Raw genomic sequence first — 13,423 nt, 5'->3', positions numbered from 1 at the left:
AGACAAACACCATCAGGGCAAAGTGGCAATGCGCTCCAATACCAGCGCCAGCAATGCCGGATTATCGACACCCGTGGCGGCTTGCAGCACCGGACCCGGGCCGGCGGCGACGCCGAAATGGGCCAGCGCCTTCCCCTCGTCGGGCCCGGCACGAAAATCCACCTCCACCCGGCAGGCTTCCAGGCTGAACAACTGCTCGCGCAACAGGTAAGCCACCGGGCAGACATCGTGCAGCAACGGGTCCATCGCGGCGTAGGCCTGCAGCATGGCGGCGGCGGCCCTGCCGCTGCGGCTATCCAGATCCGAAAACGAGGCGATCCATGGCCCGCTCATGATGGCCTGGTGCGTCACATCCAGCGCGAACAGCGTAATCGGCGCGCCACTGCGCATGACGATGTCGGCCGCCAGCGGATCGGCATAGAAGTTGAATTCCGCCGCCGGCGTGATATTGCCCGGCACCCGCAAGGCGCCGCCCATGATCGCCAGACGGCCGGCCCGCCGCAAGATTCCGGGCGAGAGCAACTCAGCCAGCGCCAGGTTGGTCAACGGCCCCATGGCCACCAGGTCGATACTAGCGGGCGAATGTTGCCGCAGTATGTCCACCAGCGCGACGGCGGCATGGCCGGCGGCAATCGCGCCGGGCTCGTCCAGCGGCACGCCACCGAGCCCATCCTCGCCATGCACCAGGTTGCAACGCGCATCCCCACCCATCAAGGGTCGTTCGGCGCCGGCATGGACCGGCACCGCCACGCGCCCGGCCAGGTCGAGGATCTTGCGGGCATTGCGGGCCGTGATCGGCGCCGGACGATTGCCGGCCACCGTGGTGACGGCCAGCAAACCGAGTTCGGGGCTGCCGGCGGCCAGCAGCAGCGCCAGGGCGTCGTCTATCCCCGGATCGCAGTCGATGATGGTTGGTTTCACGCAGGCTCCTCTGGCAACATGCCATGTTGCAGCACCAACGCCACCCGGTCCCGGTCGGGCAGCCCGGCGCGGGCGCCCAGCGCGGCCACCGTACAGCTGGCCGCGGCGCAAGCAAAGCGCAGCGACGCGGGCAGCGCCTGCCCCTCCAGCCGGGCGCACAGGTAAGCGGCATTGAAGCTGTCGCCGGCGCCCGTGGTGTCCAGCACCGTTGCCGGAAAAGCGGCATGGCGCGCATGCGCGCCATGGTCCATCGCCACGGCGCCGTCAGCGCCGAGCGTCACCACGACTTCACTGGGCCCCAGCGCCAGGACCTGGCGCATCGCCTCCGGCGTGGGCGCCTGGCCGGTGCCGGCAAAAAAGCCGGCCTCGTTGAAGAAGACGATATCGGCCAGCGCCGCGCGGCGCTGCATCTGCCCGGCGTCGGGCGCGACCGCCGCTTCGAGATCGATGGCGATGCGCACCCCGGCCTGGCGGGCGTGATGGCACAAGCGCGCGAACTCGTCGTAGTCATAGGGCATGGCATACATCCATCGGACCTGCGCCATGGCCTGCGCCAGGCGCTCGTCCCGCAGCGGCGCGACCGGCATGGGCAGGTAGATGATCGACTTCTCGCCCGACGGCGCCAGCACCGCAATGGCCGAGGCCGAAGGCGTGTGCGCGGCGGTCGACAACCATTGCGTTGCCACCGCATGATCGCTCAACGAACCCCGCAGCAGCGCGGCATAGGCATCATCGCCGGTGCGGCCGAACAGGGCCGAACGCAGTCCCAGGCGCGCGGCGGCGCAGGCGACGTTAGCGGTGGTGCCGCCGGGCCAGATGCCCAGCGACTGCCCAAGCGCCTTGCCGCCCGCCGGCGGCAGCGCATCGGCTCGCAGCATGATATCGGCCACCGGGTCGCCAAAGGCCAGCAGGTCGTAGGGACGCGACGCCGCCATCATCGCAATGCCCCGAGATTGGCAACGGCAATGCGATGCAAGCCATCGGCCATTTGCTCCAGGTCGAAGTCGGCCCGATTGACCTGCAGAAATTCGTCCAGCAGATCGGCCGGCAATGCCGCCGAACCGCGCAGGGCGCCGGCCACTGCCCCGGCCATGGTGGCGATGGAATCGGTATCGTTGCCGATCGACGAACACAGGGCGATGGTGCGCAGCGGGTCGCCCTGGGCATAGCGCAGCACACCCAGCGCGGCCGGCACCGATTCGGCCGCCAGTACCGAATTGCCGACCATCTTTTCCATGTCGACCAGGAACGCGTAATCGTCATGCGCCTCGTCGGCGATGCGCAAGGCCATGTCCAGGCGCGCCAGGTAATTGGGGCCGGCCACGCTGCGCGCCTGCTGGCGCGCCAGTTGCTCGCCGATGCGCCCGCCCTGCACCGCCGCCGCGATGACCTCGGCCAAATCACCTGCCACCAGCGCCTGGGCGACAGCCGCGGCAATCGAACAGGCGGCCGAGATCGCCACATCGGTATCGTGCGAAGGCAGGCAAGTGACCAATGCCTGGGCGCAGGCGCCCTCGATATCGCCCGGGTGCACCAGCCCCGCCGGCGCCACCCGCATGGCGGCGCCATTGGTGATGCCGATGGTGGTCATCTTGCGCCGCGAGCGGCCGATGATGCCGACATCGTTGACGTCGCCCCCCTCCTGCAACGCCTTGACCATCAAGGCCGTGCTGGGGCCCATGAATCCGGCCTTGGGGCTGGTCGCGGCCCAGTCCAGCAGGCACGCTACCCATCCATCGTAGTCGAGCTCGCCGCCGGCCGCGATCAGTGCGCGCGCCAGGTAGTACATCTGGCTGGCATCGTCGGTGACCTCGCCGCGCAGCCCGGCATTGGCGCCGGCAAAGGTGTCATCGGGCGGCGTGCCGAAACGGGTCACCAGGCCGCCGTGGCGAGCGGCGATCTCTTCGATGCTCCATTGTTCGGTCTGCGCGCCCAGGGCGTCTCCCATTCCGGCCAGCGCCAGCGAGGCGAAGATCCGGTCCCTCAAGGTAATACTGCTCACATGCGTCTCCAGTTATGTGTTGCGCTTGCCATTACATGCCTGTCCGGCGGCGGCGAACCCCGGCCACCGCCAGCGCCAGCAAGGTCACCAGTGGCGGCAGCAAGTAAATCAATTGCGGCGGGATGCGCGACGCCCCCAGTTGCGTGGCCAGCACCGCACTGGCGCCGAACAGCACCGAAGCGACCACCGCGCCGCGCATGGCGCGGGCGCCGACAAACACCGCCGCCAACGCCAGGAAGCCGCGCCCGGCCGTCATGTCGGCCTGGAACAGGCTGAGGTAGCCCAGGCTCAGGTAGACGCCGCCCAGTCCGGCCAGCACGCCCGACAGCAACAGCGCCAGATAGCGCATGCGCTTGACCGGGATCCCGGCCGCGGCTGCCGCCAGCGGGTTCTCGCCGACAGCGCGCAGCCAGACTCCCCAGCGCATCCTGCGCAAGAACCACCACAACGCAGGTATCGCCAGCAGCGCCGCATACAACAACACGTGATGGCCGGTCCGCTGCTCGCCATTGAGCAACAGGTCGAGCACCGGCCAGCCTTGCAGCCCCGGGACATGCACAGCGGGCAACACCGGGCTGTCGAGGCTGGCGGTGGAACCCTTGTCGCCGGTCACGGACGCCATCAGCAACACCGTCAGGCCAGCCGCGAGGATGTTGATGGCGATGCCTGCGACAATCAGGTCGGCGCCCCACTCCAGATGAAAAACCGCCAACAGGCCCGCCATCAGCAGCGCCGCCAGCAAGCCGCCGCCGCACCCGATCCAGGGATAAAAAACAGGGGCGAGACCGGGAAACCAGTGTGCCGCCTGTACCGACACCAACACGGCAAAGAACGCCGCCACCAGCATCAAGCCTTCAAGGGCGACATTAATGCAACCGGCGAGGTCCGACACCAGCCCGCCCAGCGCCGCCAGCAAGATGGGCGCAGTAGCGCGCAGGATGGCCGGAAACAGTCCGGCCGCCAGCAGCATCCAGGCCTCATGCGCCATGGCGCCCTCCCCGTCGGGCGCGCCAGTCCAGCCACAAGCCGGCCAGCGCCGGCCCCATGCGCTCGGACACAACGAACAGGATCATCAGCGCCTGGATCACCAGCACCATCTCGCGCGAGACGTCGGTGCTGCGTTCCATAGCCAGCGCGCCGGTGCGCAACCAGGCATACAGCAGCGCCGCCAGCGGCACCACACGCGGATTGTTGCGCGCCAGCAGCGCCACCAGCAGCCCTTCGTAGCCAAGCCCGGTGGGCAAGTCCACTGGCAGCCGCTTGAGCAAGCCATGGCTGACATGAACGCCAGCCAGCGCGGCGAACGCGCCGCCCAGCGCCATCGACAGCCAGATGGTGCGTTGTACCGGCAGCCCGGCCTGGCGGGCAAAGGCCGGCGCCTCGCCCACCACGCGGATCTCGTAGCCCAGCGTGGTGCGCATCAACAGCACCCAGGCCAGCCATACCATTGCCGGCAGCGCCAGCAGCATCACGGTGACGTTGGTATGGGCCAGCAACACCGGCAATTGCAAACCCGGCGCCAGCATGGGCGTGACGATGAAACCGGCCGCCGGATCGCGCAGGATGTCGGTGACGACCCAGCGATAGAATTGCACGGCGATGATATTGAGCATCAGCGTGCTGACGATTTCATTGATGTCGAAGCGCACCTTGAGCAGGCCCGGCACCGCCCCCCAGGCAAAGCCGGTGATGCAGGCGGCGGCAAACGCCAGCGGCAGCGCCGCATACCACGGCCCGGGCCACCACAGGCTGGCGGCGGTGGCTGCCAGCGCCCCGAGAAACAGCTGGCCATCCGCGCCCAGCGAGAACTGGCGCGCCCGAAACGGCAAGCTCACCGCTAGGCCAAGCAGGCACAGCGTGATGGCGTCTTCGATCACGGCCCCGAAGCGCACCATGCGGGTCAGTTGCCAGCCGTCCGCCGCGCTCCAGTCCAGGCGCGGCATCGGACCGGTCAACAGCATCAGGAACGCCCGCAGCGGTTGGTCGCTCACCGCCAGCGTGATGATAAAACCGACGGCCAGCGACGCCAGCAAGGCCAACGGCAGGCGCCAGCGCTGCGCCAGCGCCTGCCGTTGCAACTGCTGCTGCAAGAGCGGATTGGCCGGGGTCATGGCGCAACGCCTGACGGTGTAAAGGGCGCATCCAGGGTCGCCGCCGCATCGGCTTGCCGGCGTGTTCCGGTCATGTAGGGCCCAAGGGTTTCGGCCGCCAGGCCGCGGCTGGCAAAGTGCGCTACCAGCTCGCCGCCGGCCATGACCGCCACCCGGTCCGACAGCGACAGCAATTCGTCCAGGTCGGCCGAGATCAGCAACACCGCGCTACCCGCCTCGCACAGCGCCGCCAACTGCGACTGCAGGCTGCGCGCGGCGCCGATATCGACGCCGCGGGTGGGCTGGCTGGCGATCAGCAGGCGCGGCGCGCTGGCGGTCTCGCGCCCCAGCACCACCTTTTGCATGTTGCCGCCGGACAGCGTTCCGATCAGGTCCGCGGGCGATGCCGCTTTCACACCGCAGCGTTCAACCACCTGCCGGGCCGCCGCACCGATGGCGGCCGGGTCCAGCCAGCCGCGCAGCGACAGCGGACGCCGGTGATATTGCGTGGCGATGACGTTGTCGGCAATGCTCATGTTGGGCGCCACGCCGTCGTGCAGACGGTCTTCGGCGATGGCCGCCACGCCGCAATCGCGTACCGCCCGCACATCCAGGCCGGTAATGCGCCGTCCGTCGACACTGGCCTGCCCGCCCTGCGCTGCATGCTGCCCCAGCAAAACCCTGGCCAACAGGTCCTGGCCATTGCCTTCGATGCCGGCGATGCCGAGGATTTCACCGGCCGCGATATCGAACGACAGCGGACCCATTGCATGCCCGCCGTGGGCATGCGCCTGCAATGCGCGCACCGACACCAGCGGCACGCTGGCGCGTGCGCCCGGATCGCGCAATGGCAGCGGCGCCGGCGCCGTGCCGACGATCATGTGGTCCAGTTGCGCCGGCGTGGTATCCCACAGCGACCCGGCGCCGCTCACACGTCCCCGGCGCAATACCGTGAAGCGGTCGGCGATGGCGCAGATGTCGGCGGTCTTGTGCGAGATCAGCACCACCGTCAGCCCTTGGGCCACCATGTTGCGCAAGGAATCGAACAAGGTATGCACCTCCTGCGCCGCCAATACCGCCGTGGGTTCATCCAGCAGCAGGATGCGCGCGCCGCGGTACAGCGCCTTGAGAATCTCGACCCGTTGCTGCACCCCGATGGCCAGGCTGCCGGCCTTGGCAAGCGGATCGACTTGCAACCCGAAATGGCGCGACAGCGCGCGTACCCGCTCTACCGCTGCGCGCCGGTCGAGGCAAACGCCACGCACGGGCTCCGCGCCCAGCACGATATTGTCGGCCACGCTGAATGACGGCAGCAGTTGCAGGTGTTGCGGCACCAGCCCGATGCCGGCAGCAATGGCCGCCGCCGGATTGGGCAGGTGCAGTTCCTGGCCCTGCATCCGCAACTGGCCGCTGCCGGGCTGTTCCAGGCCATAGAGCATCTTCATCACGGTTGACTTGCCGGCGCCGTTTTCGCCGACGATGGCGTGGATCTCGCCGGCATGGATCGCCAGGCAGACATCGTCGCTGGCCAGGGTACCGTTGGGATAGACCTTGGAGACATGCCGCAGCTCAAGCAAAGGGACGCGCTGACTGTGGTTCACCCGGGACTCCCCGCTCGCGCCAGGGCGCTGGGTATCTGCAGCCTGCCCGCCACGATATCGGCGCGCACCGCGTCGAGCCGCGCGCCAATGGCGGCAGGCGCACTGTCCATCACTTGCGAGTGCGGCGCCAGACCGACCCCGCCTTCTGCCAGCCCCAGCGAGCGGGCGCGTCCCCATGGCAGCTGCCCTTGCAAGTGCTGGCCCAGCGCGCCGACGATGGCCACGTCGATGTTCTTCATCACCGATGTCACGATGGCGCCGGCGCGCTGGGGATTGCTGCGGTAGGCCAATGCGTACTGGTCAAGATCAACGCCGATGGCATAGCGGTGCGCCTGGCTGACCGCTTCGTTGACGCCCTGCCCGGTGGCGCCGGCGGCGTGGAAGATCAGGGCCGCGCCCGCGGCCATCTGGGCATTGGCGATGTCCTTGCCGGCCGCAGGATCGGAAAAACCGTTGGCATACTGGCTGGCCACCACGATGGCGGGGTCGAAGGCGCGGGCGCCGGCCCGAAAACCGATCATGTAGTCCTCGATCACGGGAAACTGCATGCCGCCGACAACGCCCAGGCTGCCATTGGCGGCCGCGCCCGGCAGTACCCGCTCGCGCAGCAGCATTGCAGCCAGATAGCCGGCCAGATAGGCGCCTTCGTTCTGGCGAAACAGGATGGAGTGAACATTGGCGCATGCGCAGTGCGCATAATCGACGGCGGCATCGAAGACGATGAAGCGCATGCGTGGAAACTGCGCCGCCAGCTTTTGCACATAAGGCACCATGGTGAAGGTGCCCGCGACGATCAGGTCATACTCGCCGCTATCGGCCAGATCGGCCAGGGCCGATTCCCAACGGGTCGGATCGGCGCCGCCCTCGACGATCCTGGTCGTCACCGGCAACGTCTGGCGTGCCTGACGCATGCCGGCCGCCGCCGAATCGAAGAACGATTTGTCGCCCAGCGTACCGTTGACGAACAACACAGCCCGCAACCGGCTGCCGCCCGCGCCCGCATCGACGCGGTCGGCCAGGCGCCCCAGCAGCGACAGCGCGATCACGGCGGCAATGCCCCACGCCATGCGTTTCAACAGGATATTCAGTGTCTGTGTCATCGATGGCGGGAGTGGCCGCTTCAGCTCATGCCGCCGCTATGCTTGGCGATGCGGGTACGGTAACGATACGTGGAGACGTATTTCATCAGGCAGTATTCGATCGGCTGGCGGCGATCCGACAAGGTGATGCGCTCGCACACCAGCAACGGGTCGCCCGCACCGATGCCGAGCAACTGCGCGTCCTCGGCATCGGCGGCGCCCGCGCACAGGTTCTCGACCGCTTCGGCCGGCTCAAAGGCAAACTCTGCCGTCAGCAACTTGTAGAGCGAACCGGCCTTTTCGATCTGGCTGCGACTGATCCTGGCGCCGCGCGGCAACACCAGGTAGGCATCATGCAGGCCCACCGGCGCATCGTCGATCAGGCGGATACGGCGCACCCGCACCAGCGGCGTGCCCGGCTCCAGGTTGAGCAGGTTGGCGATGGCCATGCTGGCGCCGACAGTTTCGATGGCCAGGATACGCTGGCCGGGTACGCCGCCGCGGTTGCCCGTATCTTGCGAAAAGCTGTCGATGAAACGGGTAGTACCGCGCACGATCGCCGGCGACACGAACGTGCCTCGACCATGATCGCTGTAGATGATGCCGCGCTCTTCCATGAAGCGCACCGCCTTGCGTACGGTGTCGCGACTGACTTCATAACGCTCGGCCAGTTCGCGCTCGGGCGGCAAGGCCTGGTTGTCGGTGAGCACGCCGCGGTCAATGGTGTCGCGGATGATATCGGCCAGCCAGCGATAACGCGGCTGCACTGCTTCGGTGGTGTCCATAGATTTTTTCATGACGCGGATATTACATTGGTACGTACCAATTGTAAATCGCGACCTTCCCGACAGGATCTCAACCCACAGCCTGCATCGGATGCCGTTCCGGGCGCCCGGTCTGGCTCTCCCGTTCTTCGCCATGCACCACGCCGGCGGCGCGCAGCAGCAGTTCCTTGAGCTGGTCGTTGAGGCGATCGGCGCACTCCCGCAGGTAGTTATAGAACAGCAGGCCGAACAGCGCAATGGAAATGCCCAGCGCCGTCGCATAGAGCGCCGTGCCGATCCCTTTGGACACGCCCGACGGATCCGAGATGCCGGATGACGCCAACACCGAAAAGGTATCGATGATGCCCAGGATGGTGCCCACCAGGCCCAGCAGCGGCGCGGCCGTGACGATGGTGTCGAGCACCCACAGGCGTGCATTGACGCGCGACTTGCCGGCGATGTAGATGGCCTCGCCCAAGTCTTGCAGCCGGGTCTGGTCCGACACTGCCGCATGCGCCTCCAGCGCTTCGCGCACCAGTTGCACGGGCACCGTCTTGCGTTCCAGCATGGCCGGATCGAGTTGCGGCTTGAAATTGGTATGCGCGCTCATCGAATGCAGCAGTTTTCCGGCATCGCGCGAACCGAACCAGAAAAACAACTGTCGTTCGACGATCAGAAACACCGCCAGCGCGGCGGCCGCATACATCGCATAAAAGGTCAGGTCGTGAAACAGCTGGATGGCGTTCATGTGAATTCCTTGTAAAGGATGCGCCGCTGACCGCGCGGCGCATCGGACAAATCAGGCCCGGCTCAGAAATCGCTGCTGAACGAAACCTGGAAGGTGCGCGGCGCCCCGGTATAGAACACTGGCGCCGACGCCGCAGCAATGGCAGCGCCGTTGGTGCCGGTGGTGGCGTTGGCATTGGTAGTGAAGCTCGATCCGCTAGGGCCGTTCATGCTCAGGTACTTGCGGCTGAACAGGTTGAACAGCTGGAAGCGGATGGTCGGGTTCTGCATGAACATCGCCTTGTTGAAACGGTAGCCTGCCCCGAGATCGAACAGGGTGTAGCCGCCCACGGCATCGTCGTTGACCAATGTGGTGTAACGCCGGCCGACATAGCGTCCCTGCGCGGTGGCATAGAACGGGCCGCTGTTGTACTGCAGCGCCAGCGAACCAAGCCAGTCGGGCGTATCGGGCATCTTCTTGCCGGAAGTCGACAAGGTAGTGGCCGTACCGTTGGCGGCACGCACCGCCACCTTGTCGTCAAGCATGCTCGAATCGGTACGGGTCAGCGAGCCATACAGGTTCCAGTTGCCGTTCATCTTGTAGCCGGCTTCCAGTTCGAGGCCAAAGGTGCGGGACTTGCCGACGTTGAACTGGGTGGTCAGGTTGGACGCCGGATCGTATTGACTGGCGATGCGGTCGCGGAAATCGACATAGAACAGCGAACCGGAGAACGTCAGCTGGCTACCCGCGTAGCGGTATCCCAGATCGAAGTTGTTGGACTTCTCGGCGCCCACGCGAGGCGAGCCGATCCGCACCGGAATCACGGCGCCTGCCGCATTGCGGGCCACCAGCACGCCATTGACAATCGATGTCGTGTAATTGGACGAAGCGGCGGTCTGGGCCAGGCCGGTATTGGCATTGTTTTCCGGCGCGCGGGCATTCTGGCCGGCGTTGAAGAAGGCCGACTGGGTTTCGGTCAATTGCAGCCGCAAGCCGAGGTTGCCCAGCGTATTGGTAAAGGTCTGGTCGACCGTATAGTCAGCGCCATTGCCATTCGCCGTCAGTCCGCTGGCGATGTTATTGAAATTGCGCTTGACCTCCTGGCGCTTGACGCCCAGTTGCACGTTGAGGCGATCGTTCATCATGGTGAAGCTGTCCTGCAGGAAAATGGTATGCGCGTCGACCTTGGTCTTCCAGTTTCGTGCCGCGTTGTAGGGTGTGCCGTCTGCATACTTCAGGTAGCCGCTGGTATTGCGCAGCCAGTAATCGGAACTGTTTCCGTTGCTGTCGATGGACACGAACGGACTATATTGCTTGGAGGTGCCGCTATCGAACCACAGGCCGGCAGACAGGTTGTGATTGGCCAACTGATAGTTGACCTTGGTGGTGACGCCCCAGCGATCGGTCTGGCTGATGTTGCTGCCATAGCCGAGGATAGTGTCGAGCGTGTCGCCGTCGCCGTTGATGTCGCCAATGCCGCCATGCAGCAGGCCCGCGCCGCGCGCTTCCGACACGCTTATCAACTGGTTGCCGCCGGTGCCGTAGCCGTAGATGTAATAGGGATTGAAATCAAGACTGGCCTTGGGCGACAGTTGCCAGTGGTTGACCATCGACACCTGGTAATTCTCGAACGGGTTGTTATTGAAACCCTGGAAGTTGTTGAGAATGGCAGCGTTGGCAGTGGCTTCATTCTGTGCCGTGCCGGCCACCGGCGTCAGATGCCTGGGCGGCGTGGTGCCGTATTCGTAGTTATAGCCAAAACGCGCCAGGTCGGCCTTGCTGGCGGCGCGGTAGTTGGCGTTGTCCATCCTGTTCCACAAGAAAGCCAGCTTCGAATAGCTGCCGCCGCCGAAGTCGAACACCAGCTTGGAATCGACGTGTTCGCGCCTGGCGCTGCCGCTTCCCTTGAACTTGTCGGCGGACGCCTTGGACATCGAGATAAAGAACTTGGCGCGCCCATCGGCGAACTTGCCCGTATCGATACGCACGAACTGCTTGTTGTAGTTGTTGGCGCCCACAGCGAAATTGAACTTGCCGCCCAGCGTATCGCGCGGATCACAGGTGTTGATGCCCAGATTGCCGCCGCTGGCGCCTACGTGCGGCGCTTCCATGTCGCCACTGCCCTGGGTCAGGAACACATCGCAGGTGTTCTCGGGATCGGCGAACTCCTGGATGCTGATCGAGTAGTTGAGCGAGTCGTTGAGCGGCGCGCCATCCAGCGTCAGCCCCATCTGGTTGGCGTTATAACCGCGCACCCGCAGCGTGCCGCCGAACAGCCCTGTGCCATCCTGGTCGAAGGTCGACACCCCTGGCAGGTTCTGGATCATCTGGAACGCGGTCGAGGTCGATCCCATCTTCTCGATCGCTTCGCGGGTGACCGAGCTGCGCGCCTTGGGCGCGTCGTCCTGCTGGATCAGGCCGGCGCCAGGCGCCTGGTTCTGCCCCTGCACGGTGATCTGGCCGAGATCGCTGGTTTCCTGGGCGATGGCCAATGTGGCATCCGCCAGAAACAGGCTCGACACCAGTAGCGCGAGCTTCTTGACTTTCAATTTCATGTTGTTACTCCCCGATAGGTTTGTTCTTGGTAACCGCGCCGGATACGCGGACGTGTGGATCCGGATGCCTAAGAACCACCAACAAAACGCCGCTGGCCGCGTTGCGCCTCCTTGCCGCACCTTCGTACTGCCTGCGTCGGCGCGCCTTGCCAGCAGCGTTTTTTAGCGGCTCTAGATTCCGGCAGGTGTGAACTGCAAATCGACGACAAAACGGTGTTGCGACTGCCCCGGCCGGAACTGCTCTGGAAAGGCCGGAAAACTTCCCATGCCCATGCTCTTGCGCGCGGCCTGGTCCAGCAGCATCGAATTGGATGACTCTTCGATCCCCATCTCCACCACCGATCCATCGCGCCTGAGGACGAACCACACCTTTACCGTGCCCTGCGGCCGCTGCAGGCTGGCTTCGCGTCCGGTCGGATAGCGCTTGACCGAATTGAGGTAAGCCCGCACGCGGCCGATGAATTCGGCATCGACATCAACCTTGGGGGCGGCCGGTGCTGGCGTCGTTACTGGCGTTGGTGCTGGCGTCGGTGCGGTCGACACCGGGGCCGCCGGCGTCGGGGCGACCGGCATCGGCTTGCTTGCCGGCTGCGTGGGCGCCGGGGTGGATGTGGCTGGCTCTGGCGCCGGCGCCGGCTTGGGTGGCGCCGGCGGGCGAGCCGGCTGCACCTGCGGCTTGGGCGGCACGGGTTCAGGAGGAGACGGCGGCGCCGGCTTGGGCGGCTCCAGCTGGGCCATGTCGATGATCTCCAGCTTGACCGGCGTTTCTTCCTTGGGGGTCAACGGCTTGAGCTCGCGCAGGCCGGCCGTGGCCAGAAACAGCACCAGCCCCGCCGCCGGCAACATGGCGATCCAGTCCCGCTGGCTGTAGAGGATCTGCATCGTCGTCACTTGCGCCTGGACACGAAAGAGATGGCATCGAAGCCATTGCCCTTGAGCGTATCCATCAGGTCGATCACGCGCTGGAATTCGACCTTCTGGTCGGCATTGACGATCAGCGTGAGCTTCTTGCCAGGTTCGCCGGCCTGCAACTGCTGCAAGCCCGGCACCAGTGCGCCTGCGGCGATGTCTCGCCCCTCCAGTTGCAATTCGCCATCCAGGCCCAGCGTGATGCGGGCGATGTGCAACGTCTGCAGGTCGCTGGTGCTGGAAGACGATGGCAGCGACGTCTTCACCCCCATCGCCGGAATCACGTTCAGGCTCAACAGCACGAAGAACACCAGCAGGAACATCATCACGTCGATCATCGGAATGATCTCGATACGCGCCCTGCGTTTTTCGGTTTCGCCCCAACTTCTCATCGCCACCCCTCCATTGATCAGCTCACCCGCACCGGCCTGCGATCCGGTTTTTCCGGCGGTGAAATTGGAGTGGATTATGCGATCGCACAAAACGCGTGTCAACAACTGGTACGTACCAGATTTTTATATTTTTTAAGTTTATGAATTTAATACGCTTGTCATAAAAATTCGCTATTTGCGAATAGAACTACCTTTCATATCGGTAATGCAACTATTCTTTTCACCATATTGGTACGTTCCAATATCTGGATTATTTTTCCTTTTTTTATTACCGGAGAATGACATTTTGATGACATCGGAACATCGACGCGCGCACGGTTACCCACGGGAGAATTTTTCTTTTGCGGCGCCACTTCCCGTGGCGGCGCGTGCCCTCCTACACC

12 protein-coding genes are annotated in these 13,423 nt (G+C 65.1%); all 12 read right to left on the bottom strand.

The window, feature by feature from the left end; translation table 11 throughout:
- Window positions 1–12: 12 nt before the first annotated feature.
- Window positions 13–921 carry a nucleoside hydrolase gene (locus FB598_RS01815; protein WP_183405764.1) on the bottom strand — a complete coding sequence of 303 codons (909 nt, stop codon included), beginning with the start codon at window positions 919–921 and terminating at the stop codon, window positions 13–15.
- Complete coding sequence (locus tag FB598_RS01810; protein ID WP_141912116.1) at window positions 918–1,859, bottom strand: carbohydrate kinase family protein; 942 nt, start codon at window positions 1,857–1,859, stop codon at window positions 918–920. Before FB598_RS01810 ends, FB598_RS01815 begins: the two co-directional genes overlap by 4 nt.
- Window positions 1,856–2,923 carry an ADP-ribosylglycohydrolase family protein gene (locus tag FB598_RS01805; protein ID WP_255515711.1) on the bottom strand — a complete coding sequence of 356 codons (1,068 nt, stop codon included), beginning with the start codon at window positions 2,921–2,923 and terminating at the stop codon, window positions 1,856–1,858. Before FB598_RS01805 ends, FB598_RS01810 begins: the two co-directional genes overlap by 4 nt.
- A gap of 31 nt (window positions 2,924–2,954) precedes the next feature.
- Complete coding sequence (locus FB598_RS01800) at window positions 2,955–3,911, bottom strand: ABC transporter permease (RefSeq protein WP_141912114.1); 957 nt, start codon at window positions 3,909–3,911, stop codon at window positions 2,955–2,957.
- A complete protein-coding gene (locus tag FB598_RS01795) occupies window positions 3,901–5,034 on the bottom strand; it encodes an ABC transporter permease (RefSeq protein WP_141912112.1) in 1,134 nt (377 codons plus the stop codon). The genes FB598_RS01800 and FB598_RS01795 overlap by 11 nt, the downstream gene beginning before the upstream one ends.
- Window positions 5,031–6,614 carry an ABC transporter ATP-binding protein gene (locus FB598_RS01790; RefSeq protein ID WP_141912110.1) on the bottom strand — a complete coding sequence of 528 codons (1,584 nt, stop codon included), beginning with the start codon at window positions 6,612–6,614 and terminating at the stop codon, window positions 5,031–5,033. The genes FB598_RS01795 and FB598_RS01790 overlap by 4 nt, the downstream gene beginning before the upstream one ends.
- Window positions 6,611–7,714 carry a BMP family protein gene (locus FB598_RS01785; protein ID WP_141912107.1) on the bottom strand — a complete coding sequence of 368 codons (1,104 nt, stop codon included), beginning with the start codon at window positions 7,712–7,714 and terminating at the stop codon, window positions 6,611–6,613. Before FB598_RS01785 ends, FB598_RS01790 begins: the two co-directional genes overlap by 4 nt.
- A 20-nt stretch (window positions 7,715–7,734) precedes the next feature.
- Window positions 7,735–8,478 carry a GntR family transcriptional regulator gene (locus FB598_RS01780; protein WP_255463917.1) on the bottom strand — a complete coding sequence of 248 codons (744 nt, stop codon included), beginning with the start codon at window positions 8,476–8,478 and terminating at the stop codon, window positions 7,735–7,737.
- Window positions 8,479–8,548: 70 nt separating this feature from the next.
- Window positions 8,549–9,205 (bottom strand): MotA/TolQ/ExbB proton channel family protein, encoded by a 657-nt coding sequence (locus FB598_RS01775; protein ID WP_141912103.1) that lies wholly within the window; start codon window positions 9,203–9,205, stop codon window positions 8,549–8,551.
- A 62-nt stretch (window positions 9,206–9,267) separates the two neighbouring features.
- On the bottom strand, window positions 9,268–11,739 hold the full coding sequence (locus FB598_RS01770) for a TonB-dependent receptor (RefSeq protein ID WP_141912100.1): 2,472 nt from the start codon (window positions 11,737–11,739) through the stop codon (window positions 9,268–9,270).
- A gap of 171 nt (window positions 11,740–11,910) precedes the next feature.
- Window positions 11,911–12,621: a TonB family protein gene (locus FB598_RS01765; RefSeq protein WP_141912097.1), complete on the bottom strand. Its 711-nt coding sequence runs from the start codon at window positions 12,619–12,621 to the stop codon at window positions 11,911–11,913.
- A gap of 5 nt (window positions 12,622–12,626) precedes the next feature.
- Window positions 12,627–13,040, bottom strand: a complete 414-nt coding sequence (locus tag FB598_RS01760; protein WP_141912095.1) for a biopolymer transporter ExbD — start codon at window positions 13,038–13,040, stop codon at window positions 12,627–12,629.
- Window positions 13,041–13,423: the final 383 nt, after the last annotated feature.

Source organism: Herbaspirillum sp. SJZ106 (genome assembly GCF_006715495.1).
GTDB lineage: Bacteria > Pseudomonadota > Gammaproteobacteria > Burkholderiales > Burkholderiaceae_D > Herbaspirillum.
Note: the sequence above shows the minus strand (reverse complement) of the source record. Positions and strands in the feature narration are given on the sequence as shown.